The following is a 26424-nucleotide window of genomic DNA, read 5'->3' as shown; positions in this document are numbered from 1 at the left end:
GGAAAAAATGCTCCAAAGTGCAATATTTGAACAGTGTTCAAAAAATATTTTTCTGCAGGCAAAAACCTTGTAGCCCGAGATAGGAACCTGCTCTGGCACCCCTACGCCCCCCTCAATGTCAACCCCCTCTACGCAGTAACCTCTGCTCACCGCAGCACACTCACACTCGAAGACGAACAAGGACGCACCTACCAAGGCCTCGATGCCATGAGCTCCTGGTGGTGCCAGGTTCACGGCTACACCAACCCCCACCTCAATCAGGTACTCAACGAACAAATTCAGCTCTTTTCCCACGTCATGTTCGGCGGTCTAACCCACGAACCAGCCATTCAGCTAGCAGAAAAACTAAAAGAACTAGCACCAGAAGGGCTAGACCACATCTTCCTTGCCGACTCTGGCTCAGTGTCAGTAGAAGTAGCACTCAAACTAGCAATCCAATACCAGAACGCCCTAGGGCGTTCCCACAAGGGTAGATTCATTGCCCTACGCAAGGGCTACCACGGCGACACTATAGGTGCCATGGGAGTCTCAGACCCCCAAAGTAGCATGCACCAAGACTTCCGCAAGGTAGTACAAAGCCAATTTTTCCTCCCTCAACCACCAGTAGCCACCTATGACTCAGAAGCCGAAACCTGGTCAGTAGACCAGGCAGAACAAACCGCCTGGGAAGAAGCAGCCCACTATATTATCGCTAAACACGCTTCGCAAAGTGCAGCCATCATCGTTGAACCCATCGTTCAAGGTGCTGGCGGCATGCACTTTTACCATCCACAATGCCTACAACGACTCAAAACCTGGGCCGAACAACACCAGCTTCTCCTCATCTTCGATGAAATCGCCACAGGCTTCGGACGCACCGGTAAACTTTTCGCCTCCCACTGGGCTGACGTCATCCCTCATATCATGACCGTAGGCAAGGCCATGACCGGCGGTTACATGACCCAAGGAGCAGTCATCGTCCACACCGAGATCGCTCAAGTCATCAGCAACTCCACCTACAAAGCCCTTATGCACGGACCAACCTTCATGGGCAACCCCCTCGCCAGCGCAGTCTCATCAGCCTCCCTTGATCTGCTCACAGGAACAATCCCCTCAGAGAGTAGCTGGGAAGACAACGTCCCACGGCTCACCCACCAACTCGTCAAAGGCCTTGAACCCGCCCGCCCCCTCGAACCGGTAAAAGACGTCCGCACCCTCGGCGGCATCGGCGTCATCGAACTCGCCACACCCGTAAAAACCGCTGAAATCGTCCAGGCAGCCCTAGAACGCGGAGTATGGGTCAGGCCCTTCCGCAACTTGATTTACACCATGCCCACCTATCTTTGCACCAACGACGAACTAGAACAGCTCACCGCCGGGCTCATCGGCGCCATCCAAGAGGTCTACCCATCATGAACCAACCCCACGCCTTTAACCCCCTGCTAACCCGATCAGCACGGGTACGATCGCGAAGAGGCAGAGAACGAGCCACCCAACCGATCACCGGAATCTGGTGCGACCTTGCATCGAATGACTACCTGGGGCTATCTAAAGACCCACGAGTGATTGATGCTGCCCACTGCGCTCTGGACAAATGGGGAACCTCAGCCCGCGCCTCACGGGTAGTGACCGGCACAACCCTCGCCCACCAAGAGGCTGAACAGGCTCTAGCTGACCTCACCGGAGCAGAAAGCGCCCTAATTTTTTCAAGTGGCTACACCGCTAACCTGGCTGTGCTAGCTGCCTTAGGACGACCCGGTACCAGTCTTCTTATGGATGAGCATATTCATGCCTCACTTCATGATGGTGCCCGCCTCTCAACAGCAAGAGTGACCCTCTTTGAGCACAATAACCTGGTGCACCTGCACCAGTGCTTAGACCAGCAGGAAGGCAAGCCCACCCTGATTATCACAGAGGGCATCTTTTCTGTTCTAGGCGATAGCGCACCGGTGAAAGAACTCCTCGATTTAGCCACTGCCTATGGTGCTTTGCTGATTGTGGATGAATCTCACTCTGTGGGGGTCCTAGGGCAGGGTGCAGGACGCTGCCACGAAGCGGGTATTGCAGGAGCCAACAACCTCATCATCACCGCTTCTTTGGGTAAGGCCCTAGGCTCCATGGGAGGAGCAATTCTAGGGCCAGCAGAATTTCGAGATTATTGGGTCAACACCGCCCGAACCTTCATTTTCGATACGGCCTTAGCCCCTGCCAATGCTGTTGCAGCTAGTCGGGCAGCTCGCATTATCGCAGACGAAGGCAATTCTCTCACCCGCCAGCTCTTCTCAAATGCTGCCCACATCAGTAAGGCCTTGGGGCTGAACCAAAGTAGCGGCGCTGTCCAGTCCCTCCCTATGAGGGCAGGGTCTGCTGCGACAGCAAAACTTGTCCAAGAGCTACTTGCTGCCGGAGTGGCGGTGGGATGTTTCCGCCCGCCAGCAGTGCCTGACGGAATCAGCCGACTGCGTTTTACAGCCTGCGCCGATATCGAAAAAGGCACCCTTGACCAGGCCCTTAACCTTATCAATGAACATCTGGAAAGCCTACAGTAACCAGGAGGATCCCCGTGACTTCGCAACCCACCTGCCCCTTCGATAAGCTCAAAGACGACTACGGCATGACCAGGGCATCAGCCTCTTTGTCCTTGGTCTCTGACCCCAAGGAGGTCAAAGAAATACTAGGCGCCCCAGATATCTTTGTTCCCGGGAACGCCCTAACCGCCGCAGTAGATCTCAGCCCAACCTCCCTCCGAATCCTTCTGAGGTACAAGTTCGAACTGCCTCCGATTCTGGCCAGTGCAAGCGGCGCAACCCATCGTCAGGTGCGCTCAATCGTTGCTTCATTCTTCTCTCCAGCACGCGTCCGCGCCCAAGAAAGCTCAGTACGCTCCGCCATATCCCGCTACCTCTCTGCCATCACACCGGATTCCCAGAACATAACTCAGGCCTTCTACGATCTCTCCCACGGGGTTCCAACCATGCTCATGTGGGACCTAACTGGGGTAAATCCGCAGGTACGAGAAGCAGTAAATCTCGACGATCGAACTCTCTGGGCCCACTCCATTGATGCTCTAGAACTTTTCTGGGGTTGGCCGGACGCTGAACGTCAGGAAGAACTAGCTCACAGTGTCGGCAAACTCCACCGAACCCTACGTCGCATGGTTACCTACTGCAAGGGCAATCCTTCATCACTCTACGGAAAGCTTTATGAAGTAGGTAAGAGCGAGGCCGAAGTGACCTCATTGGCCTTTTTCCTCACCGTGGCAGGGCAATACACCACCACCCTCCTAATCAACAGCATCATGTACTACGCCCTCACCGGCCAAAAAGATATTACCTTCAAGCAGTGTGCAGACCCTGAGCAAGCAAATCTGCTAGTGCGCCGCGTCCTCGAAACTCAATCTTCTGTACCAACCTGGCGCCGCATGGTTGCAGAAGAAACCACAGTGGGCGGGCGCACCTATTCTGAGGGGGCAGAAATATTACTGCAACTCTCTGGTCGCCCCTCAGAGAACGAAAACCCCGATACTTCCCTCTCATTCGGTTGGGGTCTGCATCGTTGCCTTGGCGCCCTGCTGGCTGAGTCCGAATCTACCTGGCTTATCAACGAATGGGCACGGTGGGCAGAAGACCAGAACCACACCCTGGAGCTAGTAGAGCAACCACAGTGGATCGAGCTGCTCTCCTTCCGGGCAGCAAACGACGTCAAAATCAAAATCGCTGAAAGCAAGTAAGTCATGTCTGAAAGCACCATCATTAACATCGTCGGAACCGACACCGATGTGGGCAAAACCGTGGTGACGGCTGCCCTGGCTGCTGCACTGGTGAACCAGGGGCGTTCGGTAGCCCTCTACAAGCCGGCACAGACCGGTGTCCAACCCCAAGAAATGGGCGATGTTCAGTACGCGGCAGCTCTCTCAGGCGCTAGCCCCTACGAAGGCGTTCGTTTCTTGTACCCGATGGCACCGGTAGCTGCCGCCCAACGCGAGAATCGCGAGAATAAAGACCTGCCATCTCTACAGGAACACCAAGAGGCTATCCAGGAGCTAGCTGACCAGTTTGATGTGGTCATCGTTGAAGGTGCTGGTGGAGTGACGGTAGATCTTACTGTCCCCTTGAGCACCGGAACCGGTTACACCTCCCAAAACCAGGCTGACCTAATCAGGCTCCTGCCCTCAGAGGCCGTGACCTTTATTATCGCCAGGGCAGGGCTGGGGACCTTGAACCACACCGCTTTGACCGCTGACTACCTTGGTCAGCGGGGCATTGAGACTCGTGGCGTCATCATAGGTTCTTGGCCTCAGAACCCCCAGCCAGTTGAAGAAAGTAACCTTCAGTCTCTGGCCCGCCAGGGCTTTACCGTGCTAGCCACACTACCTGCTGGCGCTGGAAAGTCCTTTGTGGTGGGGGGAGATGAAGCCCTACCTTTCAGCGAGCAAGAGATCAGGCAGTTTAGGCAGGACTCTTCCCAATGGATGCAACATGCGCTGGTAGCCTTGGATATGTCATAATGCCTATAGCTAATTATTCGTGCTCCGGGACCCGGTGAAAATCCGAACCTGCGGTGACAGCCCGCTAATTGACGGCACATTCACGTGCCCGATACCTGCAAGGTGGAATTCCTTGGCAGACAGTACAGTCTGGATGGAAGGTAGCACGAGCAAACCGTAAGGTGCCCCAGCGGCACCTGCCGTACCCGACTGCCTGGCCCACCGGCGTCCTCACCGACGCCCACCGAAGCCAGCCAACACCGGGTACCCTCGATTTGTTCTCCCGGAGCCACTCGCTTTGGGAGTTTTTATGGATTTCTTGCGGTGGCTCTTCGACGCTCAAATTGCGATTGGTGATAACCAGTCCCTCTTGGTGCGCGAAGTCCTTGGCAACATCTTTGGCCTACTATCAGCCCTCGGCGGCATGCGCCGCAAAGTCTGGGCATGGCCCGTCGGCATTCTCGGCAACCTGCTTCTGCTCACCGTCTTCTTAGGCACCCTCTTCGGGTCAACCTACGGCACCGCTAACCTGCTGGGGCAGGCAGGCCGCCAAATCATGTTCATCGCCGTTTCCGTCTGGGGCTGGTACCGCTGGAACCAAACCCGCAAGACCGGCGACGCAGACCAGGCAGCAGTGATTCCCCAGTGGGCCAGCTGGCGCGAACGAGCTTTCATGGTGGCCTTCATGCTGGTTGGCACCGGCGTTCTGACCCCCATATTCCGCGCCCTGGGCTCCTACGAGCCGGTCTGGTCAGACGCCTGGATCTTCACCGGCTCCCTGCTCGCCACCTACGGCATGGCTAAGGGCTGGGTAGAGTTCTGGCTGGTCTGGGTCGCCGTGGACGTGGTCGGCGTGCCCCTGCTCTGGTCCGCAGGCTACTACGCCAGCGCCTTCATGTACCTCTTCTACGGGGCCTTCACCCTCACCGGCTTCTTCGTCTGGTGGCGCACCCGCAACCGCGAAATGGGCAAGGTTGAGGTCGAAACAGCCTTCCCCGACCCCACCGTCGACGTACGCTAACCATGGCACTCCTTACCGACACCCAGGCTATGGGCCTTGCCCTCGATAAGGCCGGCAAGGGCGTGCGCGGGGCTAACCCCCTGGTCGGGGCAGTAATTGTGGACGCCACCGGGCAGCTGCTTGCTACCGGCTGGCACCGCGGCGCCGGCAGCCCCCACGCCGAAGCTAACGCCCTAGCAAACGCGCGCGAAGCCGGAATCGACGTGCGCGGGGCCCGCATGTACGTCACCTTAGAACCCTGCAACCACACCGGCCGCACCGGCCCCTGCTCCGTTGCCATCGCCAAGGCCGGTATCGCCGAGGTCATCTACGCCTACACCGACACCACCGAGGACGCCGCCGGGGGAGCCACCTACCTGCGCTCCCAGGGCATCACCGTGCGCGGCGGGGTACTCGAAGGCGAAGCCTACGCCCTCAACGCCCGCTGGTTCGCAGCAGCTGCCGGGAAGCGTCCTTTCGTTACCGCCAAAATCGCAAGCTCCCTCGATGGCTACATCGCAGCCGCCGACGGAACAAGCCAGTGGATCACCGGGGAAGAAGCCCGCGCCGACGGCCACGCCCTGCGCGCCCGCGCCGACGCCATCATGGTCGGCACCGGGACTGTGCAGGCCGATAACCCGCACCTCACCGCGCGGACGGGCACCGGGCAGCTCACCGAGCATCAGCCCCTGCGCGTGGTGGTGGGGGAAAGTGCTTTGCTAGAGGGCAGCCACCTGGCCCATTCTGTAGCAGAGGGCAGTGCCCTGCACTACCGCACCCACGACCTAGCCACCGTACTCACCGACCTACACGCCAGGGGAGTGCGCCACCTCATGGTAGAAGGCGGCCCCACCCTCATCACCGCCCTCATCCGCACCAACTTCGTCGACGAACTCTACTGGTACCGAGCACCCCTGCTGCTCGGCGCCGGAAAACCAGCCCTGGGCGACCTTGGAATCAACAGACTGAACCAGACAAGGCGCTGGCAGCTCGACCCAGCAGGGCAGACTTCCGCTCTAGATGTTCTAGGTGTGGATACTCTGACTCGCCTCATACCTGTGTCCTAGAGATTACTTAGGGAGCGAGCCAGCAGCTTCGCTGTGATTCTGCCTCGCTTACCCCAAACAAACTAATCTCCGAAACTTTCTGAAAGACTTCCTATGTTTACCGGAATCATTGCCGCTGTCGGCACCGTAGAATCTCTTGAACCCGTACTCGATAGCTCGGGCCGGGTTGAATCAGCCGTTGTGACGATCAAGGCGGGCTCGATTATCGACGACCTGGAACACGGTAGCTCCCTGTCCGTCAATGGCGTCTGCCTGACTGCTACCCGCACCCGCGAGCTTGCCGACGGCTACTTCGCCGCCGACATGATGGGCGAAACCCTGCGCCGCACCAACCTGGGGCAGCTGGCCCCTGGCGCGCGCGTCAACCTTGAGCGCTGCATGCCAGCCGACGGACGCTTTGACGGTCACGTTGTGCAGGGCCACGTGGACGGGCTCGGCACCGTGGTCAAGATTGAAGACCACGAATCCTGGCGTACCGTGCGCGTGCGCGTGCCGCGGGATATGGCAGCCCACCTGACCGAGAAGGGGTCTATCACTGTTTCGGGTGCGTCGCTGACCGTCACCGCTGTATCCCACCCGCAGGCCGACACCCACTGGTTCGAGGTAGGTCTGATCCCCGCAACACTTGAAGCCACCACCTTAGGCGAGCTGACTGTGAGCGATACCGTCAACCTCGAAACCGATGCCCTTGCCAAGTATGTGCAGCGTATTCTGGCGGTATCGGGGTCGGTTACCGGTCTGGGCGTTACCCCCACTGGTAGCGCTGGTGGCTGGGAACACCGCGCCGCCGCCCTCGACACCATCGACCGGGCGGTTGCCGAAATTGCCCGGGGCGGGGCCGTCGTCGTGGTCGATGACGAAGACCGCGAAAACGAAGGTGACATCATCTTCGCCGCCGAACACGCCACCCCTGAACTCATGGGATTCACCATCCGCTACACCTCCGGCGTCATCTGCGCCCCTATGAGCGCCGCCCGGGCAGATGCCCTGAACCTGCCGCCCATGGTTGCAGTGAACGAGGACGCCAAGGGCACCGCCTACACCGTCACCTGCGATGCCCGCGACGGTGTCACCACCGGCATCTCAGCTGCCGACCGGTCCCGTACCGTACAGGTACTTGCCAACCCGGCGTCTTCTGCGGGTGACCTGACCCGCCCCGGCCACGTGCTGCCCCTACGGGCAGTCGATGGGGGAGTGCGCCAGCGCCCCGGCCACACCGAAGCAGCGGTAGAGCTCTCCCTGCTCGCGGGCCTATCGGAGGTCGGCGTGATCTCTGAAATCGTGAACGACGACGGCACCATGATGCGCTTCGACGCCCTACGTGCCTTCGCCACCCAGCACAACATGCCCATGATTTCCATCGCTGACCTGGTCACCTACCTGCAGGAGCGCGACGGTGACCGATAAAAACACCCTGGTAGCCAGTAGCGAGCCGGTACTGGTACCCACCCCTCACGGCACCTTCGCCGTGTCTGCCTACGAGTTTGCCGACGGCACCGAGCACATGCTCGCCACCGCAGTCGGCGCGGACGGACGCCCCCTCACACCTGAGCAGGAAGGGCAAGACCACCTGGTTCGGCTCCATTCCGAATGTGCCACGGGCGACCTGCTGGGGTCCCATCGCTGCGACTGCGGGCCCCAACTGGAAAAAGCTCTTGCCACCGTACAGGAACTGGGCGGTTCTGTGCTCTACCTGCGCGGGCACGAAGGGCGAGGCATCGGCCTAGTCAACAAGCTACGAGCCTACGCCCTACAAGACGCTGGGGACGACACCCTCGACGCCAACCTACACCTGGGCTTCCCAGCAGACGCACGGGACTATACCCAGGCGTCCGCCATCTTGAAAGCTGCCGGGCTGACCCACGTCCGCCTACTCACTAACAACCCGGCCAAGGCGGAAGCCCTGATCGAGCTGGGAGTGCAGGTGACCGGGCTGGTGCCCGACGTGATTGCACCCCGGCCCGAAAACGAGCGCTACCTCGCCACCAAACGCGACCGTATGCGCCACATCCTCAACTAGGTACCATCTGAGTCAGAAAAACCCATCTAGTTTGTGGTCATTTCTGAATTAGCTGGTACCTACCCCAAACCCAACCCTAAGGAGAACACTATGAGCGGAGCAGGAGCACCCGCCCCCAAACCCAACCCCGCAGACACCGCAGGTCTGAAGGTCGCCGTGATTGCGGCATCTTGGCACACCCAGATCATGGACGGCCTGCTCGACGGTGCCCGTCGTGCCGCCGCGGACGCAGGTATCGAACCGACCATCGTGCGCGTGCCCGGCACCTTCGAACTGCCGGTAGCCGCCGTAACCCTGGCTGAGAAGTACGATGCGCTCGTCGCCCTGGGCGTGGTCATCCGCGGCGGAACCCCGCACTTTGACTACGTCTGCGACGCCGCCACCAGCGGCCTGACCAAGATATCTGTAGAAACCAAAACCCCCGTCGGGTTTGGCGTGCTGACCTGCGACACCGAAGAGCAGGGCATCGACCGTGCCGGCCTGCCCGGCTCCAACGAAGACAAGGGCTACGAAGCCATGGCAGCGGCGCTGGAAACCGTGGTAGCACTCAATCAGGTTTAGTTGCATTCAAGGCGCTCCAAGCTCGCGCTCGCTGCCGATCTTGAAGAACTAAAACAAATGCGCCCGGTCGATTCTCAAGACCTACAGCGTTTAGTAAACGACATGCATGCTGAGGCTCGTGTTTTTCAGCTACAGGAGCTCCGTAAAGATTTAGGCATGACTTCCCGGTAGGGACCCGCCACAAGATTTACAGCACCTTGTAAGAAATCGCGGACGCCCGCCCTCCTGCTCTGTCGTGGGCGGTGGAGCGGGCGTCCGTCCGAGCATCTCATCCTGTGCGCGTGACCGAAAGATGAAATCTAAACCTGCTCGGTAACGTCAGCACCTCAAAGAGCGGTACGCTAGAGACCGTGAAGAACTTTGAAACCCTATTCGCAGAGCTAGCCGAAAAGGCTGAAACCCGCCCTGAGGGCTCCGGCACCGTTGCGGAACTCGACAAAGGCGTGCACTTTATCGGCAAGAAAATCGTAGAAGAAGCAGCGGAAGTCTGGATGGCCGCTGAATTCCAGTCTGACGCCGAGTTCGCTGAAGAGGCTTCACAGCTGATTTACCATTTGCAGTGCATGATGATCGCCAAGGGACTGACTCCCGAAGATATCTACAAGTACCTCTAAACCATCACTGCAAAGGAAAAACCTATGCTGCGCGTTGCAGTTCCTAACAAGGGCATGCTCTCTCAGGCTGCCATCACCATGCTAACCGAAGCTGGCTACCTCCAGCGCCGCGACTCCCGCGAGCTGGTGCTCGTTGACCAGGACAACGAGGTCGAATTTTTCTACCTGCGCCCCCGCGACATCGCCGTGTACGTGGGCGAGGGTACCCTGGACGTCGGCATCACCGGCCGTGACCTGCTGCTCGACTCCGGCACCCACGCTGAGGAAGCGCTCAAGCTCGATTTTGCTCGCTCCACCTTCCGCCTGGCAGGGCCCGCCGGTACCTACATCGACCCGTCCGAACTTGAAGGTAAGCGCATTGCTACCAGCTACAAGCGCCTGCTGACCGACTACCTGGAACGCTCCGGTATCAACGCGTCGGTGGTGCGCCTGGACGGTGCTATTGAGTCCTCGATTCGTCTGGGCGTTGCGGACGCCATCGCCGACGTCGTGGAAACCGGCAACACCATGCGCGCGGCCGGCCTGGAACCTTTCGGCGACCCGATTATGCGCTCCGAGGCCCTGCTGATTAAGCGCCCCGGCGTTGAGGACCACGCCGGTCTTGAACGCCTACAGCGCCGCCTGCAGGGTGTACTGATTGCCCGCCAGTACGTGATGATTGACTACAACATCGAAGAGGCTAACCTCAAGGCTGCCACCACCCTGACCCCCGGCCTTGAAGCCCCGACCATCTCGCCGCTCTCGCGCGAGGGCTGGGTTGCCGTGCGCTCCATGGTGCCGCGCAAGGCGGCGAATAAGGTCATGGATTCCCTCTACGAGATCGGCGGCCGCGGCATCCTAGTCACCGCCATTCAGGCCGCGCGCCTGTAACTTTACCCGGCGGCGTCCTTGCCCCTGATATGGGCGGATGCCGCCGCTTCAGTTTTGCTTTCAAGGAAAGGGGGCGCGCCCGTGGGCGTTGCCATTCGTGTTATTCCGTGTCTTGATGTGGACGCCGGCCGCGTGGTCAAGGGCGTCAAGTTTGAGGGCCTGCGCGACGCTGGCGACCCGGTAGAACTCGCCAAGCGCTACAACGCTGAGGGCGCCGATGAGCTGACTTTCCTGGACGTCACCGCCTCTTCTTCTGCCCGCCAGACCACCTTCGATGTGGTGTCGTCGACCGCTGAGCAGGTCTTTATCCCGCTGACTGTGGGCGGGGGAGTGCGCACCGCTGAGGACGTCGACCGCCTGCTACGCACCGGCGCCGATAAGGCCTCTATCAACACTGCGGCTATTGCCCGGCCCGAGGTCATCAACGAGATAACCGAGCGGTTTGGCTCCCAGGTGCTGGTGCTCTCAGCGGACGCCAAGAAGTCGAGCGCCACTCCGTCCGGCTACGAGGTGACCACCCACGGCGGCCGCAAATCCACCGGGCTTGACCTGCTTGAATGGGTTGCTGAGGCCCAAGAGCGAGGTGTGGGCGAGATCCTGCTGAACTCCATTGACGCCGACGGCACCAAGGCCGGCTTTGACCTGCCCATGATTCGCGCGGTGCGCTCTGTCGTCACCGTACCCCTGATTGCTTCGGGCGGCGCGGGCGCCGCCGAGCACTTCCCGCCCGCCATCGAAGCAGGTGCGGACGCTGTGCTGGCCGCTTCCATTTTCCACTTTGGCGAGGTCAGCATTGGGGAAGTGAAGGACGAAATCCGAGCGGCGGGGTACGAAGTACGGTAGGAAAGCATCTTGATGATGACTACTGAGGTGAACTAGTTAATCCACCTAGTGCTTTTAACAACTTGTACCTTCTATGTGCAAAATTTTGTGCATCGAATGTACAATTTGACCTATGACGTTCTATCCCAGATTCCTTGAGCCCAAGATACTTGACCTACTTGCTGTTGCGCCTGTCGTGATTATCGAAGGCGCTCGTGCAGTGGGGAAGACAAGCTTGGTGAACAAGCTGGCTCATGAGGGGCATCTGAAGGCAGTTTATTCGATGGCTGATACCGGTCTGCGAGCAGTGGTTGAGGCTGATACAGTGGGTTGGCTCCGTGGTTTAGAGTGGCCCTGCGCAATCGACGAAGCTCAGCTGGTTCCTGAGCTGCCGGTTGCTGTGAAACAGGTTCTAGATGAGAACCAGGACTCAATTCGTCTGGTTCTTACCGGTTCTTCAAGCATCGGGCAAAGTGGTTTTGGCGGCACTGACCCTCTGGCACGCAGGGCTTTACGAGTATCATTAGAGCCTTTGAGTGAGGCAGAAATCAGCTCTCCCCATCAGCAGCCGTGGTCTGTGATAGATGCTCTATTTGATGCAAATCCGGTTACAGGGGAACAAGTACAACCTCTGGATATTGAATCTGATGCGATTGTTCTAGGAGGTATGCCCCAGTATCGTCGGTTTGCTGGTTATTCAGTGACCTCTACTTTAGGGCTGGCTATTGACGAGGGTATAAGAAGCATCTTAACTCAGCGGGTAAAGTCAGGTGAGTCGTTTGATCAGGTGCGTGCACACGAGATTTTGGCTTATGTTTTAAGGCACCCTGCTTCAGAGCTAAATATCTCTGAAATGGGCAGAGAACTCTCAATGGACCGCCGCACAGTTGATTCTTATCTCGACGCTCTCGAAAAACGTTTCTTAATCTATGAGGTTCCTAACCTACATCGGGCTTCAAAGAGGTCTCTGCGGTCTTCAGCTAAGTTTTTCCCCGCAGATGTGGCTTTATCCGCCCGGTCTTTGGTAAGTACGAGTGATGCACAGTTAGTTGATGCAGATGTACGAGGGCGCCTGGTTGAGACGCTGGTGATGCAGCAGGTACGCGCCCATGCTGGATGGGCTGAGCGTAGTGTGGATATATTCCATTGGCGACAGCGGATTAAGAACAAGGACGTTGAGGTCGATGTAGTCTTGCGTGATTCTGCGGGTTCTCTCATTTCTGTGGAAGTGAAAGCTTCTGCGCGTGTAAAACCTGAATTCTTGAAGGGGCTAAAGGCCTTTCAAAAATTGTATGGTGACAGGGTAGCTCGGGGTTTCGTCGTTTGTAATGTGGCTCGGCCTGTGCCATTAGGTGAGAACATATGGGCACTTCCCTTGGCCGCCTTGTGGGACGCGAGTTTGTGGCAGGGGCTGATGAACAGAGCGCGCGCAACTGCGATTGAGCCACGGGCAGAGCTTGAGCCCTCTAAGAACACTGGCGATGTTGACCTGCGTGTCGTTGCTAGTTTCGCTGCGGCTGATGGGGGCTCTGCGTTAGCAGGGAATATTTGTGGTTTTGCTGAAGATGTTGCTGATGCTGTTGAAGGCCTGTCTGGATTGAGTGTTGAGCTCATCTTTGATGATGATTCGACAGGTCTGGCCGATACCTTTGGGGCGGACGCTGACGAGCAGATACCTCATGTTGGCTTGGCTTTGGTGACGCCTCGCTGGGTAAAGCAAATAAGTGACTTGTCTGTGTTAGACGGCAAGAATGTTGTGCCGGTTCTGTGGATTGCTAACTCTAAGATTCCAGAGGAACAGAGTAGGGCTGTTCTTGATTTAACGGATGTGCGTCGTGCAGATCGTGATTCCGCACAGTACCGCCTGGGTGTGGAACAGGTGGCGGAGAGCTTGCTCTCTAAGACGTCCCACAATATCTAGTGGCTCAGCTCCTCCACCTTCTCGCCCCGGAGCAGCTCGTACAGGCCCATTTCGAGCATGAACTCCACGAACTGCTCCGGGGGTAGCTTGCGTACATGGTCAATCAGGTCAGCTGTATCTGAGCTGTAGTCCCAGAGCTTATTCGCCAGGCCAACAACACGCACATTCTTCGAGTGGTAGAAGTCCACCTTGGTGTTGGCCATCGTCATGCCCTACAGACCAGCTGCCTGCGAGGACGAGAGCTTCAAGTCTTCCTCTTCACGCAGCTTTTCGAGGCGGTAGTGGGTGAGTACGAAGTCGTCCACGTTCACTACCTCGGGTGACACCTCATCGAGGGTAAAGCGGCGCAGCTTGCGCGCGAGCAGATCCGCAAAAGCAAAGAGTTTCTCGTAGTAGGGGTCGCCGAAGTTGAAGATTTGCGAGAAGAAGGCGTAGGACTTCACGTACTGGGCGAGGGTTGAGCGGAACTCCAGCAGTACCTCAAGGGCGGCTCGGTCAGTAGAACCATCAACTCCTTCCTGCGCCGCCCGCCAGCGCGTCACAAACCGCTGCACGGGAATAGAGATGAGGGAGTCAAAGGACGCCTGCCGGGCACCGGGTGCAACCCACTTTTCCCAGAACTGTTCCACATCTGCCCGGTTGTAGATACTAGCGGCGTCGAGCTTGTCGACCTGCTTGGCAACCAGGTCGAGGTCCGATTCGGTCTCGATACGGGCGTCCTCGTAGTACTCGGCAAAGGCGGCGCGAATCTGCTCGGGGTCGTTGACGAAGTCCAGAATGTAGGTGTTCTCTTTGCCGTCAGCGCGGCGGTTGAGACGGGAGAGGGTCTGCACAGCGGTGATACCCGAGAGCTTCTTATCCACATACACGGCAACCAGAAGGGGCTGGTCAAAGCCGGTCTGGTACTTGTTGGCCACGATCAGAATATGCTGGCCGTCCTGGTTGAAGACCTCAGCCAGGTTCCTGCCTTTGAGGTCAGGGTTCATGGACGCCTCAGTCACGGTGGGCGTATCAACCCCGGGCACTATAACGTCGGGGTCGGGCAGTTCACCGGAGAAAGCAACCAGCGTATTCAGCGGCAGGGCCCTTGGATCTAAACAAAGTTAATCAGGCTTTTTTGGTGCCCTTGCGGATGTCTAGTTCTTCATCTGCCCCGCTATCCTCATTAGTTACCGTAAAACCGAGATTCTCGATGGCAGAAGAATGGGGAAATGGCAATAGCGCTTTTCTCCACTGCATTCTAAATTTATTGACTTCTCATCGTACCGGAATCAGAGGGCTCTAATTCCGGTTGGTGTCCAACCACTTGGTATAATAGTACATAGGTTCGATTAAGATGACGAAGTCGTGGAATGCTCGTTGCGACAACAGCAAATCATCGTAATTGAAAACATGGATAAACTCGCCGGGATAGACGAGATTCTGTTGGGAGGACAAGGTTACCTTTACAAAGAGTAAGACCAACGGACGCTACGGGTATCTCGAAGGTGTTTATGACGTATCGGAACAGGATTCGTAATGAATCAAGAGAACCACACCATCAGCTACAAGCCTCTGTGGAAGCTCCTCATGGATCGGAATATGACGAAGCAGGATTCGAGGAAGGCTACAGGACTATCGGCTATAATCATCGCAAAGAGGGGTAAGGATGGAAACATCACCACCGAATTCCTATCTAGAGTTTGTGCAACGTTAAAAGTAAACATTGATGATAATAGTGAGGTCATCGAAGTTACTCAACCCGAGGAAATAAAGGAATAAAATATCGATGAAACCTCTAGAATCAGAATCACTAGAGAAACTGCGTGGTGGATTCTACACTCCAAAGCATATCGCTGAATTTTTGGGGAAATGGGCTGTTGCGGGTGCAAAGAATGTGCTTGAGCCCTCAGCTGGTGACGGTGTTTTTTTACAAGTAATTTCAGAACTAGATCAACCGCCAGTTAATATTACCGCTATCGAACTTGACCCAAATGAAGCTGAAAAAGCTAAAATTCAATTACATAATGTAGAAACCTCTAGAATCAGAATCACTAGAGAAACTGCGTGGTGGATTCTACACTCCAAAGCATATCGCTGAATTTTTGGGGAAATGGGCTGTTGCGGGTGCAAAGAATGTGCTTGAGCCCTCAGCTGGTGACGGTGTTTTTTTACAAGTAATTTCAGAACTAGATCAACCGCCAGTTAATATTACCGCTATCGAACTTGACCCAAATGAAGCTGAAAAAGCTAAAATTCAATTACATAATGTAGAGGGGCGTGTTCTAAACCAAGATTACTTAGATTATGAACCGGCCAATCCAGTAGACGCTGTGGTTGGTAACCCACCCTTTATTCGATACCAGTATCTTAGCGAGAGTACACAACTTAAGGCACAAAATTTATATAAAACTTTAGGACTGCAATTTACAAAACATACAAATGCATGGGTACCGTTTGTTATCAAGGCATTGATGGAGTTGGAACCTGGTGGTCGTCTGGCAATGGTAATTCCAGCAGAATTACTGAGCGTATTACATGCAGGAGCTGCTAGAGAATATCTGTTAAAGACATGTGAGTCGATACTTGTCCTAGACGCTGACGAATTATTTTTTGAAGGAACTCTGCAGAGGACAGTATTGTTAGCTGCTGTTCGTCGAAGGGCAGGGTTTCAAGGTAAGTCAAAAATTGCATTCGAAAAGATTTCTACTGATACCATCAGAAATTCATCGATAGATACTATTTTTCATAGTGCGCGATTTGTTGAGCGTGAAGCTGGTTCGGCAAAATGGATGGATGGCCTTCTAACTGATACAGAACGTGAAGCCCTTTTCTCGCTGAGCGGTAACACCAATATTCGCTTATTTTCAGATGTGGCAACTGTCCAAGTGGGAATTGTAACGGGCGCAAATTCATTCTTCGTTATCTCTAAATCGATAGCTGACAAATATAATCTTCATGAGTATACGCGACCGATGTTTGGCAGAAGCTCACACGTTCGAGGGCTCACGTACACTTCAGCTGATCACGAGGCTAACTTGAAAGCTGATTTACCTTGCCTATTCCTGGATTTGAACGCAACAGATTGGACAGACCTCTCACCTGGTGCAAAGGAGTATTTGCAGCTAGGCGAGTCTCTTGATCTTCACCTTCGGTATAAAACCCGAATCCGTAATCCTTGGTGGCATGTGCCGTCTGTATACAGGACAAATATCAGTTTGCTGAAAAGATCTAATGAAGCCCCCCGACTAATCGCTAATGATATTCAAGCCCTCACCACGGATACTGCGTATCGAATTTCCTCAACAATTGATTCCAGATTGTTAACATCTACTTGGTTGAATTCACTAACACTACTGGCTTGCGAACTGAATGGAAGAACTTACGGTGGCGGAGTTCTTGAACTCGTCCCAAGTGAGATTCGCAATACGCCTATTCCTGTGATTTCTAATCTAGGTTCCTTTGAAAAATTAGATGAGTCTTTGCGTAAAGGAGCCTCAATTTCTGAGTTACTTCCACAGCAAAATAAATTAATCGCAATGACGCTAGGTATTGGCTTGGAAGAACTATCGGCGCTTGAAAACGCACGTCAAAGGATGCTAACTCGTAGAACCAGGAAGGCCAACTAATGTCAACTAATCAGGAATCACTAAAATCACTTGTAGATTCTTTCAAATCAGGTGAGTCTACCTACTTATCTTCTGGCGGATACACTGAGGCTGAGACGCGGTTAGAATTTATTGATAAATTTTTCATTCTTCTCGACTGGGATGTTCATAACAGTTCGATGCTTCACCCCTCGATGAGAGAAGTGGTTATTGAAAGAACCAATCAGAGTAGTATGCGCCCTGAATTATATGTTTAGAATCAACGGTGAACCTCAGTTCTACGTGGAAGCTAAAAAGCCAGCGGTAGATATTTTTGTAGATAAAAATTCTATTTTTCAAGCCCGCCGCTATGGATATACGGATGAGCATCCCATAGTAGTTATTACTAATTTTCGCCAACTTTCAATTTATGATTCATCAATCCCAGTTGATGCATTGCGTGATCAAGCTGAGACCGGTTTACTATTCTCGTGCGTTTACACAGAGTTTGAATCTACATTTGAAGTTATCTGTAACTACTTATCCCGCTTGAAGGTTGGTACTGAAAGGTGGAACGAGCTGGTATCTGCGCATAAGCCAGTAGAATATCTTCCTGCTGGCACTCAGTTTCTCCAGCATCTGCAACAGTGGCGACTGGAGCTAGGGTCAAGCATCGTTACACGATCACCCAATATTGATGAGAGTGAGTTGAATGATATTGTTCAACTAATTATCAATAGATTTCTTTTCATTAGGATGTGCGAGGACCGTGGAATCGAGTTAGAAGATGAGCTGCGAACCGCAGCTGGAAACATTACAGTATCGATTGATAATCTTTTCGCTCGGATGGATAGACGCTACAATACAGGGCTTTTCGAACAATCCCCTCATTCTCAAAGCCCGATTTCATTGGTTGATGGTGTAACTTTATGTAATATTATTAATCGGCTCTACGCACCTACTTCACCCTTCTCGTACGCAGTTCTAGATGCGGATTTTCTCGGGCGAGTATACGAACAATCGCTGTCAGAAGGGCTGCGAATCGACCGTGACGCAAATAATGTCCCGAGGGTATCTCTCCAGCCAAAATCTGAATATCAACACCGCGATGTAGTTACGACTCCGCAGCCTTTGGTTGATGCTGTGGTCCATAAAGCAATCGATGAACTAGCTGGTAAGATTACCCAACCTAAAATTTTGGATTTTGCAACTGGCTCTGGACGTTTTTTGGTCTCTGCATACAGAAAGCTTGTGGATATTCTCATTGCAAATAGAATTGCCAACGGTCAATATGGATCCTTAATTAGGCGCAGCACAAACGACTATGGTTTGCCTTTCAGTGATAAGAAATCAATAGTCACTGAATCTTTGTTTGGTATCGATATTGACTTTAATGCTGTTGAAGTTGCACGTTTCAGCTTGCTCGTTGTTTTACTTGAAGATGAAACCTTGGATACTCTCCCGGTTGGCGGTTCTATTCTTCCGAATCTCCATAGCAACATTATCCATGGCAATAGCCTTGTGGGTCCCTCACTGGACCATCCCGATTGGCTTGAGGAACCGATTTACGCTGTAGACGTAGAGGCAATTGGTTTCACTGAGTTTGATGTAGTTGTTGGAAACCCTCCATATGTTTCAACAGAAGATATGCGTAAACTCAATATTGTCGAATTTAATATATTGCAGAATACGTATTCATCTCTTTCGCGTCAATGGGATAAATACTTTGCGTTCGTTGAATTTGGGATTTCTATGCTGTCACCAAACGGTGTCATTGGTGTTGTTATACCAAATAAGTGGATGACTGTTGTTTCTGCATCGTCATTTAGAGAATTGCTAGCGACATCTGTTCATATTAACTGGCTCAAAAATTTCACTCATCATTCGGTATTTGAGGAGAGGCAAATATATGTTTGTGGACTAGTTGCATCAAAAAATGAATCGCCAAGGATCGACTATTCCGAACCTTCTTCACTTTCCGACGGAGTTAATTCTGCATCAATGCACCAGCTGCAAAGAGCGACTTGGTTGCCTTCTCCTGTTTCGAAACCTTGGGTTCTGCCTGCGAATAGTGAGCAAGAAAATGTTTTACAGGCAATATTTCACCAATCAATACCATTAAAGGAAATTATGGAAGCTCGAAATGGGCTTCAAACTTCTGCAAACGATGTTTTTCTTATTCGAAACCCAACTGTTAATCTAGACGGTACAGTTACCTTCAATGCAAAGCTGAGGGGAAGCGGCAGTGTGCGGACGTGGACCATTGAATCTGACCTGTTGATTCCATATCTGGATGATTCCAAAAATGTGCTTTCATTCAGAACAATTGAAAGTGATTCCTATTTAATTTTTCCATATGTAGAAAACTCTGGGCGGGCATCTGGAAAATCATTAATTTCTGAAAACGATCTGCAAAACAATTATCCTAAAACTTATGAGTACCTGCTTAGCTGCAAAGAAAGGCTCCTTAATCGAGACCGAGGCGCAAAACAGCAAATGCGTGATGGTGGAGCTTTCTATGCTTATGGGCGTGGGCAAGCCCTCGGGTACGCTACTCAACGCCCAAAGATTTTCTATTCAGTGAATCAACGTGGCGACAAGTATGGGCTGGATAATCGAGGCGTTGCCTTTCAGTCTGGCGGTACAGCAGGAGAAGTAGCTTTGTTTCCACGCGATACGCCCTATGATATTGACTTTATATTGGGTCTCCTCGCACAGCCTGAGATAGAATTATTTTTACGAAAGCGTGGAAGCCCATTTCGGGGTGGTTTTTTCGCAAGGGGTACAGATGTGATTTCTTCTGTTCCAGTCCCAGAGCTAGACTTTACTGCTGATGTGGATATCGAATTCCACGATAAAGTTGTCTCTATTGTTAGAAATATTCGTAATAAAACGCAATCCCTTGCTAGTTGCCCTAGGCGTCTTCTGGATATTAGGAGGCGAGAAATTCAGCATCAAGAGAGACTTTTGTCTGAATTATTCAGAAGGAAATGGGGGTTGGTTGATTAATAATTATCAGATTTATCGCTTTGTTGAAATATGTTTCTAGAGAAATTTCTTTATTTCTCTGTTTGAAACAAGCTAGATAATATTTAGAATTTATGTGATTCGGTTATATTTTCTTAAACTGCGTACTCGTATAAAATGACGCTTGCCTGAACAATTCCACGACAAGTAGCGCCATCGCATCTTTGGGCGCAGTGGCGCTATTGCTCTCGGGGCTTGAAACAGAAAAACCGCCATACAGGCGGCATCAAATCGATAATCAAAGCGGCCTTCGTTCTCGTTAGGACGCTGTCAACAGTTATTGGTCCTAGTTTGACGGGCTTAGGCTGCAAGCTAGAACGCAGACTTGCCGTTATTTTGTACCAATTGGCGCGTCGTCTTTTTGCTCAGTCCGTAGTGGAGGGTTCGGTTCCAAAAGCTGGGGCATCCAGTGCGTTACCCAGGGCGGTGTTATCGATGTCTTGACCCATCACCACCATGTAAGCCTTACAAATCGCGTACGACTCTGGGTTGAGCTCCTGACCCAGCAGGCTCATATCGGCGGTGGGGTTCAGCTGATTAATCTTATCGTCAGCCACCGACAGCATACCGCCGGTGCCAGCCGTAGGGTCATAGACAGACCGGGCAATGTAATCAGTACGCAGGTCTTCATCATCAGCCAGCAGCAGGTTGACCATGAGCTCAATAACCTCACGCGGGGTAAAGTGCTCACCGGCAGTCAAGTTCTAAGCCTCAGCGAACTTGCGAATTAGCTCCTCAAAGATGTTGCTCATCTGCTCGTTAGTCACATTTTCGGGACATAGGTTTACCCGTGAGAAGTGCTGAATCACCTGAAAAAGTAGGTTTAAGGTTGCGCATAATTTAGCCACATTCCAAATGAACTGAGAATAGTTCAAAGAAGACACACAAGCCCCTCAACATTGGCAAACTAATGGCTCCGAATAAAAGCCCTAGCCACTGGGCAGAGCTATTACTCCGATAAAAACTAATAATACTCAAGGGGCAGGCTGGGAAGACGAAGTGCAGCTCTTGTGTCTCATCTGCTCACCAGGGCTGGGAGGTGAGCTAGCCAGGTGCTGGGTAGGGTAGAGGTAAACCCCGTAGAAGCGTAGGCGAAAGGACCCGCATGAAAACCCGCCCCTTCACCCAGGTCGATGTGTTCGGCTCGGCTCCGCTCAAAGGCAACCCCCTCGCCGTGGTGCTCGACGGCAGCGGCCTCACCGACGCTCACATGCAGGACTTTGCCCGCTGGACCAACCTCTCAGAAACCACCTTCATCACCCAACCGACTGACGCTCGGGCCGACTACGCCGTCCGTATCTTCACCCCCGGCGGCGAACTGCCCTTCGCCGGGCACCCCACCCTGGGTAGCGCCCACGCCTGGCTAGAAGCCGGTGGCGAGCCGCAGCGCCCAGACGTCATCGTGCAAGAATGCGCCGCCGGGCTCATCGACATCACCCGCAGCGGCCAAGAGCTCGCCTTCGCTGCCCCGGCTACCGTCCGCTCCGGTGCCCTCGACGAGGCAACCCTGGCAGACATCGCCACCGCCCTAGGGTTAGAGCGCAGCCAGATTCTCTCCCACCAGTGGGTCGACAACGGGCCCGGCTGGTCCGCCGTCGAAATTGCAGACCCCGACCGTCTGCTCGCCCTCACCCCGGACTTCGCCCGCGGCACAGATCTCAAACTCGGCGTTTTCGCCATGCACCCGGAAGGTTCAGAAATCGCCTACGACATCCGCGCCTTCGTGCCCGGTATCGGCGTTTCTGAGGACCCGGTCACCGGCTCCCTCAACGCCTCCGTCGCCCAGTGGCTTGCCCGCGAAAACCGGGTCGCCGGGACCTACACCGTACGCCAGGGCACCTGCCCCACCGCGACGGCAGACTCACCATCACGGTAGGGCAGGATGCCGGCCCCACCATCACACCCGATATTTGGGTTGGCGGGACAACCCACACCCTCATCAGGGGAGAGGCTAGTCTCTAGGTCTTTCACCACCTGCCGGGCTGAGCTGCCCCGCTAAGCCGGGGCAGGCGTCCGTCCCCGCTCATTGAATGTAACCGAAAATGCCATCTGCGCGTTCTTTGTTCGCGCAGATGGCATTTTCGGTTACATTCAAGAGTTCGCGTGCGCGCCTGCATGGAAGGAATTTGCGAGAACAGGGCAACCTACCGGCAGGGGTTATTTAACAACTAGGGACCAGATTCCTCCCGAAATCCTTGTGGTGCACACATACTATTGGGAGTTTTCTGGTCCCTACTTGGGGCGGAGCGGGCGTGCGCCGCAACCGGCCCTTAGCTCACCTCAACCTGGGCCGCGGCCTCGCGCCCGAACAGGTAGAGCACCAGTTCGCCCGGCTCGCCGGTCAGCACAGTCGCAACCTGGCCAGCAGGCGGAGCAATCACAGTATGAACAGCGGGGGAGTAACCCGGTGCTTCCAGCACCAGTCCCTGAGGGTACTTTGTCCCGGCCATAAGGCGAGCACGCGCCCGCAGAACCTTTCACATTTTCTCCTGCACACCCTCAGCCAGCACACGAGGGGCAGGCTGCTCGCCGTTAGTGAGTGAGGCGCGGCGGACATCCTCGGTATGAACAAAGTACTCAATCAGGTTCATTGCCTCGTCCAGGCCCGGGAAGCGCCTGCGCATGTGTAGGTAACCCGGCAACGTCTCAAAATCGCGCAGGGCCTTCTCGTAGCGGCGCTGGCCGGTCAGCTCATCAGCGAGCTGGATGGTGTGGCGCTCGGTGCGCGCAGCCAGCGGCCCGCCCATCACGCCTGCTGCCAGCGTTGGCTTGGACTCCCGCAGCAACAGGTGGGCTGCCATGTGGCGGGTTTCCCAGCCCTCGCAGAGGGTGGGGGCGGACGGCCCCGCGGCAGTGAGAGCATCTAGTAGGGCGGTGCGTTCTGAGGTAACAAGGGCAGAAGAAGTCATAGGCCCAGTCTAAACCCGAACGACGGATTACTCAGCCCAGGCACCAGCCCTACAAGCATCAGCCCCAGCCTGTAGCCAGATGCTGAGAGCTGCCCCAGCCCCGCTACCACCATCAGCTAGGATGGAAAGGTGAGTACACCAGCACCCAGCGCCACCGAGGGCGCTTCACTGCCCGTCGATATCGCCGCCCGCCTCAAACGCGATGAGCACGGCCTTTTCGCCGCAATTATTCAGCAGCACGACACCCGTGATGTGCTCATGCTCGGCTGGATGAACGACGAAGCCCTGCGCCGTACCCTCACCGAAGGCAGAGTCACCTACTGGTCCCGCTCCCGCCAGGAATACTGGCGCAAGGGCGATACCAGCGGCCACTACCAGTACGTCAAAAGCGTCAGTATCGATTGCGACGGCGACGCCCTGCTCATCGAAGCCGACCAGGTAGGCGCAGCCTGCCACACCGGAACCACCACCTGCTTCGAAGCCGGCGGGCAGCTGCCCGCCGCAACCGGCGTCCGCCCCGAATAGCTCCCCAGATACACCACAACCAGAGGAAACCATGCACGACTTGGGAATCGTCGAACCGACCCTAGAAGAGTTCCGTGAACTAGCAGCCAGCCGCCGCGTCATTCCCGTGCGCGTCAAAGTTCTCGCAGACGCCATGACCCCCATCGGCATCTACCGGGCCCTGGTCGCCGCCGACGGCGTACCCGCCCCCGGCACCTTCCTGCTGGAATCAGCTAACGAGCAGAAGCAGTGGTCACGCTACTCCTTTATCGGTGCCTCCAGCCGCTCAACCCTCACCACCAAGAACGGGCAGATTGTCTGGCAGGGGCTCACCCCCTCCGGCGCACCCACCGAGGGCGACCCCGTTGAGGCTATCCGCGAGACCCTGGAGATGCTGCATACCGAGCCCCTCGATAACCTGCCTCCGCTTACCAGCGGCCTGGTCGGCTACATGGGCTGGGACGTCGTGCGCCGCTGGGAGAAACTACCCGGCGGCCCAGCGGACGACGTCAACCTGCCCGAGTTTGCCCTGAACATCGTCTCAGATATGGCCGTGCACGATAACTCCGACGGCACCGTCACCCTCATCGCCAACGCCATCAACTTCAACGGCACCGACGACAACATCGACGCCGCCTACGCCGACGCGCTCTCCCGCGTCTACGCCATGATGGACAAACTCGCCCAGCCCGCCCCCGAGTCGGTCTCAACCCTCACCGGCACAGCGGACGTCGAGGCGCAGGTAGCCCGCGTCAAGCACACCTGGGCAGAACAGGGCTTCTTGGACGCCATTGAAAAGTCCAAGAAAAACATCATCGACGGCGACGTCTTCCAGATCGTGATCTCCCGCCGCTTCGAGGCAGAAAACCGCGCCAGCGCCCTGGACGTCTACCGGGTGCTACGCCAGTCCAACCCCTCGCCTTACATGTACCTCTTCAACTTCGAATCCACCGAAGACGGCGAGCCCTTCCAGATTGTCGGCTCTTCCCCCGAAGCCCTGGTTACCCTCAAAAATGGCATCGCCACCACCCACCCCATCGCCGGGTCCCGTCCGCGCGGTGCCACCCGCGAAGAAGACCTTGCCCTGGACGAAGAGCTGCTTGCCGACGAAAAGGAGCGTTCTGAGCATCTCATGCTCATCGACCTGGCCCGCAACGACCTCTCCCGCATCGCGATACCCGGCAGCGTCAGCGTCACCCAGTTCATGGAAGTCGAGCGTTTCAGCCACATCATGCACATCTCCTCCGAGGTGCAGGCCCAGCTGGCCGAGGGCATGAACGCCTACGACGTACTGCGCGTAACCTTCCCCGCAGGCACCCTCTCGGGCGCGCCCAAGCCCCGCGCCATGCAGCTACTCGATGAGTACGAGGTGAGCGCCCGCGGTATCTATGCCGGGGTCTGCGGCTACTTCGACTTTGCGGGCAATATGGATATGGCGATTGCCATCCGCACCGCGGTGCTCAAGAGCGGACGCGCCTACGTGCAGGCTGGTGCCGGTATCGTCATGGACTCGGTGCCCGCTTCTGAAGCCCAGGAAACCGTGAATAAGGCAGCTGCCCCGCTGCGCGCCGTGCTCACTGCGTCGGGTCTGGCGCCCCTGTCGACCGAGGTGATTGACTAGATGAGCGAGTCACAGGCCCAGCCTGCTGAGGTTGCTACCGCGCGCCCGGTGCCGGGCTGGGCTAAACCTGCCCGCGTGATGCTGGGGGCCATGGCGGTTTCTGCTGCCGCCTTCCTCACCACTTTGCCGACCTGGATTCGCGCCGAGGTCAGCACGGTCGTTTCGACCTCCACCCTGGACATTTCGGGGGCGGACGCCGGTTCCACCGTCTCTGCCCTAGCCCTGGTTGCCCTGGTGGCGTCGGTTGCCCTGCGGATTGCCGGGTCTAAGCTCCGGAAGGTGCTGGCTCTCTTGCTGGTGGGTGTGGGGCTGGGCCTGGCGGTAGCTGCCTTTGGTGTGAACGCCGACCCGCAGGCTGCGTCTATGGCCCAGGTCAGTGCGATGACCGGTACTAACGCCCCGGCTAACTCCTACGCTGTGACCGTCATGCCCCTGCTGGCGACCGTGTGTGGTGTGCTGGTTGCCCTGGCCGGTGTGTGGGCCTTTGTCGCTACCTCCCACTGGAAGACCGGGCGTAAGTACGACCGGTCAGCTGCTCGGGCAGCCCGTGTGGCTTCTGCCGAAGAAACGGACGAGATTGATGCCTGGGATTCCTTGAGCGAGGGCAAGGACCCCACCCTGTAGGAGGGGGCAGAACGTTTAAAGCCGCAGACCCGTTGCGATAGCGGGCTGCGGCTTTGCTGTATCTAGAGGGGTTTACAGGCCGAAGGACCCCTCTAGGCGGCTGCGGGAGCCTGGGTGTAGCAGTACCACCTGGCTGATAAGCTCATCGCCTGACCAGGTGCTGCGCAGTAGGCGCAGGCAGGGCTCGGTGGGGTTAATCTGCAGGTCGGACGCTTGTGAGCTGGTGGGTAGCACCGCTTCGACGGTGTGCGTGCCCCGGGTAATAGGGGAGCACTGCCCTAGGTAAAAGTTGGGGGTGAAGCTGGTGAAGTCCTGCTCTAGGTAGTCGGGTATGGCTACGGCGTTGACGTAGCGTTCTTCGCGCTGGATGGGCATCCCATCGTCGTAGTGGACCAGTACGCTGTGAAAGACCCTCTCACCCAGTTCGGGGGCTAGGCGGCGCTGGGCCTGGGCTGCCGGTATCTCTTCGAGAGCGAGTACCTTACTGCTGTGGGCGTGGCCGCGTTCGGTGATTTCATCGGCAATGTTGCGTACCTCAAGCAGGGCAGAGGGGTTCTTGTTCTCGGCTACAAAGGTGCCGACCCCGCGGGTGCGCACGAGCAGGCCCTCAAGCGTCATCTCGCGGATAGCTCGGTTGACGGTCATACGGGAGAGGCCCAGGGCGCTAGCGAGCTCGTTTTCTGAGGGGATGCTTTCGCCCGCTGCCCAGTGGCCGCTGTTGACTTGCTCGGTGATGATGGTTTTGAGCAGCTGGTAGGCGGGGGTTTTTGTGGCCTTGTAGTCAGCGAACTGCTGGGACAAGTCGGTGATTTTTTCCACGCCTACTCCCTTGA

General features: G+C 55.7%; 27 protein-coding genes and 1 riboswitch. Of the genes, 21 read left to right on the top strand and 6 right to left on the bottom strand.

Going from position 1 to position 26424, the window contains the following annotated elements:
* The first annotated feature begins 33 nt into the window (after positions 1-33).
* From bioA to E4U03_RS05145, 13 genes are all read left to right on the top strand, one after another.
* A complete protein-coding gene (bioA, locus tag E4U03_RS05205; RefSeq protein ID WP_135012147.1) occupies positions 34-1395 on the top strand; it encodes an adenosylmethionine--8-amino-7-oxononanoate transaminase in 1362 nt (453 codons plus the stop codon).
* Positions 1392-2528 (top strand): aminotransferase class I/II-fold pyridoxal phosphate-dependent enzyme, encoded by a 1137-nt coding sequence (locus E4U03_RS05200; protein WP_135012145.1) that lies wholly within the window; start codon positions 1392-1394, stop codon positions 2526-2528. The genes bioA and E4U03_RS05200 overlap by 4 nt, the downstream gene beginning before the upstream one ends.
* Positions 2529-2542: 14 nt before the next feature.
* A complete protein-coding gene (locus tag E4U03_RS05195; RefSeq protein ID WP_135012143.1) occupies positions 2543-3709 on the top strand; it encodes a cytochrome P450 in 1167 nt (388 codons plus the stop codon).
* Positions 3710-3712: 3 nt separating this feature from the next.
* Positions 3713-4486 (top strand): dethiobiotin synthase, encoded by a 774-nt coding sequence (bioD, locus tag E4U03_RS05190; RefSeq protein ID WP_135012141.1) that lies wholly within the window; start codon positions 3713-3715, stop codon positions 4484-4486.
* A 16-nt stretch (positions 4487-4502) separates the two neighbouring features.
* Positions 4503-4636: riboswitch (FMN riboswitch) on the top strand.
* A gap of 139 nt (positions 4637-4775) precedes the next feature.
* Positions 4776-5486, top strand: coding sequence for a nicotinamide riboside transporter PnuC (gene pnuC, locus E4U03_RS05185; protein ID WP_135012139.1), 711 nt, complete (start codon positions 4776-4778; stop codon positions 5484-5486).
* Positions 5487-5488: 2 nt separating this feature from the next.
* Positions 5489-6532, top strand: coding sequence for a bifunctional diaminohydroxyphosphoribosylaminopyrimidine deaminase/5-amino-6-(5-phosphoribosylamino)uracil reductase RibD (ribD, locus tag E4U03_RS05180; RefSeq protein WP_135012137.1), 1044 nt, complete (start codon positions 5489-5491; stop codon positions 6530-6532).
* A 93-nt stretch (positions 6533-6625) separates the two neighbouring features.
* Positions 6626-7939: a 3,4-dihydroxy-2-butanone-4-phosphate synthase gene (gene ribB / locus E4U03_RS05175; protein ID WP_135012135.1), complete on the top strand. Its 1314-nt coding sequence runs from the start codon at positions 6626-6628 to the stop codon at positions 7937-7939.
* A complete protein-coding gene (locus tag E4U03_RS05170) occupies positions 7929-8552 on the top strand; it encodes a GTP cyclohydrolase II (protein ID WP_245207670.1) in 624 nt (207 codons plus the stop codon). Before ribB ends, E4U03_RS05170 begins: the two co-directional genes overlap by 11 nt.
* A gap of 90 nt (positions 8553-8642) precedes the next feature.
* The gene (gene ribH / locus E4U03_RS05165) at positions 8643-9113 is read left to right on the top strand and encodes a 6,7-dimethyl-8-ribityllumazine synthase (protein WP_135012133.1); all 471 of its coding nucleotides are present in this window, start codon (positions 8643-8645) and stop codon (positions 9111-9113) included.
* A 350-nt stretch (positions 9114-9463) separates the two neighbouring features.
* Positions 9464-9727: a phosphoribosyl-ATP diphosphatase gene (locus tag E4U03_RS05160; RefSeq protein ID WP_135012131.1), complete on the top strand. Its 264-nt coding sequence runs from the start codon at positions 9464-9466 to the stop codon at positions 9725-9727.
* A 24-nt stretch (positions 9728-9751) separates the two neighbouring features.
* Positions 9752-10597, top strand: coding sequence for an ATP phosphoribosyltransferase (hisG, locus tag E4U03_RS05155; RefSeq protein WP_135012129.1), 846 nt, complete (start codon positions 9752-9754; stop codon positions 10595-10597).
* 81 nt (positions 10598-10678) lie between these two features.
* Positions 10679-11440, top strand: coding sequence for an imidazole glycerol phosphate synthase subunit HisF (gene hisF, locus E4U03_RS05150; RefSeq protein ID WP_135012127.1), 762 nt, complete (start codon positions 10679-10681; stop codon positions 11438-11440).
* A 175-nt stretch (positions 11441-11615) separates the two neighbouring features.
* Positions 11616-13340 carry an ATP-binding protein gene (locus E4U03_RS05145; protein ID WP_167752305.1) on the top strand — a complete coding sequence of 575 codons (1725 nt, stop codon included), beginning with the start codon at positions 11616-11618 and terminating at the stop codon, positions 13338-13340.
* Here the strand turns inward: E4U03_RS05145 and E4U03_RS05140 are convergent.
* Both E4U03_RS05140 and E4U03_RS05135 read right to left on the bottom strand, forming a co-directional pair.
* Entirely contained in the window at positions 13337-13543 is a 207-nt protein-coding gene (locus E4U03_RS05140; RefSeq protein ID WP_135012123.1) for a hypothetical protein, read from the bottom strand. The genes E4U03_RS05145 and E4U03_RS05140 overlap by 4 nt on opposite strands.
* 9 nt (positions 13544-13552) lie before the next feature.
* Positions 13553-14341, bottom strand: a complete 789-nt coding sequence (locus E4U03_RS05135; RefSeq protein WP_135012121.1) for a type I restriction enzyme subunit R domain-containing protein — start codon at positions 14339-14341, stop codon at positions 13553-13555.
* 517 nt (positions 14342-14858) lie between these two features.
* Between E4U03_RS05135 and E4U03_RS05130 the strand changes: the two genes are divergently transcribed.
* From E4U03_RS05130 to E4U03_RS05115, 4 genes are all read left to right on the top strand, one after another.
* Positions 14859-15101 (top strand): helix-turn-helix domain-containing protein, encoded by a 243-nt coding sequence (locus E4U03_RS05130; RefSeq protein WP_135012119.1) that lies wholly within the window; start codon positions 14859-14861, stop codon positions 15099-15101.
* Between the two features lie 7 nt (positions 15102-15108).
* The gene (locus tag E4U03_RS05125; RefSeq protein ID WP_135012117.1) at positions 15109-15420 is read left to right on the top strand and encodes a class I SAM-dependent methyltransferase; all 312 of its coding nucleotides are present in this window, start codon (positions 15109-15111) and stop codon (positions 15418-15420) included.
* A 4-nt stretch (positions 15421-15424) separates the two neighbouring features.
* Complete coding sequence (locus E4U03_RS05120; protein WP_245207669.1) at positions 15425-16948, top strand: Eco57I restriction-modification methylase domain-containing protein; 1524 nt, start codon at positions 15425-15427, stop codon at positions 16946-16948.
* A gap of 189 nt (positions 16949-17137) precedes the next feature.
* Positions 17138-19915, top strand: coding sequence for an Eco57I restriction-modification methylase domain-containing protein (locus E4U03_RS05115; protein WP_135012113.1), 2778 nt, complete (start codon positions 17138-17140; stop codon positions 19913-19915).
* Positions 19916-20298: 383 nt separating this feature from the next.
* On the opposite strand, the gene E4U03_RS05110 is transcribed toward E4U03_RS05115, so the two are convergent.
* On the bottom strand, positions 20299-20634 hold the full coding sequence (locus tag E4U03_RS05110; protein ID WP_228065873.1) for an HsdM family class I SAM-dependent methyltransferase: 336 nt from the start codon (positions 20632-20634) through the stop codon (positions 20299-20301).
* Positions 20635-21038: 404 nt separating this feature from the next.
* Here E4U03_RS05110 and E4U03_RS05105 point away from each other — a divergent pair, with 404 nt between their 5' ends.
* On the top strand, positions 21039-21809 hold the full coding sequence (locus E4U03_RS05105) for a PhzF family phenazine biosynthesis protein (RefSeq protein ID WP_135012111.1): 771 nt from the start codon (positions 21039-21041) through the stop codon (positions 21807-21809).
* 394 nt (positions 21810-22203) lie between these two features.
* Here E4U03_RS05105 and E4U03_RS12780 read toward each other — a convergent pair whose 3' ends face one another.
* Both E4U03_RS12780 and E4U03_RS05100 read right to left on the bottom strand, forming a co-directional pair.
* Positions 22204-22353 (bottom strand): hypothetical protein, encoded by a 150-nt coding sequence (locus E4U03_RS12780; protein WP_167752300.1) that lies wholly within the window; start codon positions 22351-22353, stop codon positions 22204-22206.
* Between the two features lie 57 nt (positions 22354-22410).
* On the bottom strand, positions 22411-22842 hold the full coding sequence (locus E4U03_RS05100; protein WP_135012109.1) for a maleylpyruvate isomerase family mycothiol-dependent enzyme: 432 nt from the start codon (positions 22840-22842) through the stop codon (positions 22411-22413).
* A gap of 129 nt (positions 22843-22971) precedes the next feature.
* Here E4U03_RS05100 and hisI point away from each other — a divergent pair, with 129 nt between their 5' ends.
* Genes hisI through E4U03_RS05085 form a run of 3 tightly spaced genes read left to right on the top strand, consistent with a single transcriptional unit; the run spans position 22972 to position 25591 of the window.
* Positions 22972-23367 (top strand): phosphoribosyl-AMP cyclohydrolase, encoded by a 396-nt coding sequence (gene hisI / locus E4U03_RS05095; RefSeq protein ID WP_209304122.1) that lies wholly within the window; start codon positions 22972-22974, stop codon positions 23365-23367.
* A gap of 31 nt (positions 23368-23398) precedes the next feature.
* Positions 23399-24967: an anthranilate synthase component I gene (locus E4U03_RS05090; protein ID WP_135012107.1), complete on the top strand. Its 1569-nt coding sequence runs from the start codon at positions 23399-23401 to the stop codon at positions 24965-24967.
* Positions 24968-25591: a Trp biosynthesis-associated membrane protein gene (locus E4U03_RS05085; RefSeq protein WP_135012105.1), complete on the top strand. Its 624-nt coding sequence runs from the start codon at positions 24968-24970 to the stop codon at positions 25589-25591. It abuts the gene before it with no gap.
* 72 nt (positions 25592-25663) lie between these two features.
* On the opposite strand, the gene hutC is transcribed toward E4U03_RS05085, so the two are convergent.
* Entirely contained in the window at positions 25664-26410 is a 747-nt protein-coding gene (gene hutC / locus E4U03_RS05080; protein WP_209304121.1) for a histidine utilization repressor, read from the bottom strand.
* Between the last annotated feature and the right edge of the window lie 14 nt (positions 26411-26424).

This window comes from Rothia nasimurium (assembly GCF_004569295.1).
Lineage (GTDB): Bacteria > Actinomycetota > Actinomycetes > Actinomycetales > Micrococcaceae > Rothia > Rothia nasimurium_B.
The sequence above is the reverse complement of the archived record's forward strand: the minus strand, read 5'-3'. Positions and strand labels throughout refer to the sequence as shown.

Bases quoted from the DNA above. Each gene is read 5' to 3' on its own strand.
- E4U03_RS05200 (WP_135012145.1), top strand. From the start codon at position 1,392: ATGAACCAACCCCACGCCTTTAACCCCCTGCTAACCCGATCAGCACGG.
- E4U03_RS05105 (WP_135012111.1), top strand. From the start codon at position 21,039: ATGAAAACCCGCCCCTTCACCCAGGTCGATGTGTTCGGCTCGGCTCCG.
- E4U03_RS05090 (WP_135012107.1), top strand. From the start codon at position 23,399: ATGCACGACTTGGGAATCGTCGAACCGACCCTAGAAGAGTTCCGTGAA.
- bioD (WP_135012141.1), top strand. From the start codon at position 3,713: ATGTCTGAAAGCACCATCATTAACATCGTCGGAACCGACACCGATGTG.
- E4U03_RS05140 (WP_135012123.1), bottom strand. From the start codon at position 13,543: ATGGCCAACACCAAGGTGGACTTCTACCACTCGAAGAATGTGCGTGTT.
- E4U03_RS05125 (WP_135012117.1), top strand. From the start codon at position 15,109: ATGAAACCTCTAGAATCAGAATCACTAGAGAAACTGCGTGGTGGATTC.
- ribH (WP_135012133.1), top strand. From the start codon at position 8,643: ATGAGCGGAGCAGGAGCACCCGCCCCCAAACCCAACCCCGCAGACACC.
- ribB (WP_135012135.1), top strand. From the start codon at position 6,626: ATGTTTACCGGAATCATTGCCGCTGTCGGCACCGTAGAATCTCTTGAA.
- pnuC (WP_135012139.1), top strand. From the start codon at position 4,776: ATGGATTTCTTGCGGTGGCTCTTCGACGCTCAAATTGCGATTGGTGAT.
- hisG (WP_135012129.1), top strand. From the start codon at position 9,752: ATGCTGCGCGTTGCAGTTCCTAACAAGGGCATGCTCTCTCAGGCTGCC.
- E4U03_RS05085 (WP_135012105.1), top strand. From the start codon at position 24,968: ATGAGCGAGTCACAGGCCCAGCCTGCTGAGGTTGCTACCGCGCGCCCG.
- E4U03_RS05130 (WP_135012119.1), top strand. From the start codon at position 14,859: ATGAATCAAGAGAACCACACCATCAGCTACAAGCCTCTGTGGAAGCTC.
- E4U03_RS05100 (WP_135012109.1), bottom strand. From the start codon at position 22,842: ATGACTTCTTCTGCCCTTGTTACCTCAGAACGCACCGCCCTACTAGAT.
- ribD (WP_135012137.1), top strand. From the start codon at position 5,489: ATGGCACTCCTTACCGACACCCAGGCTATGGGCCTTGCCCTCGATAAG.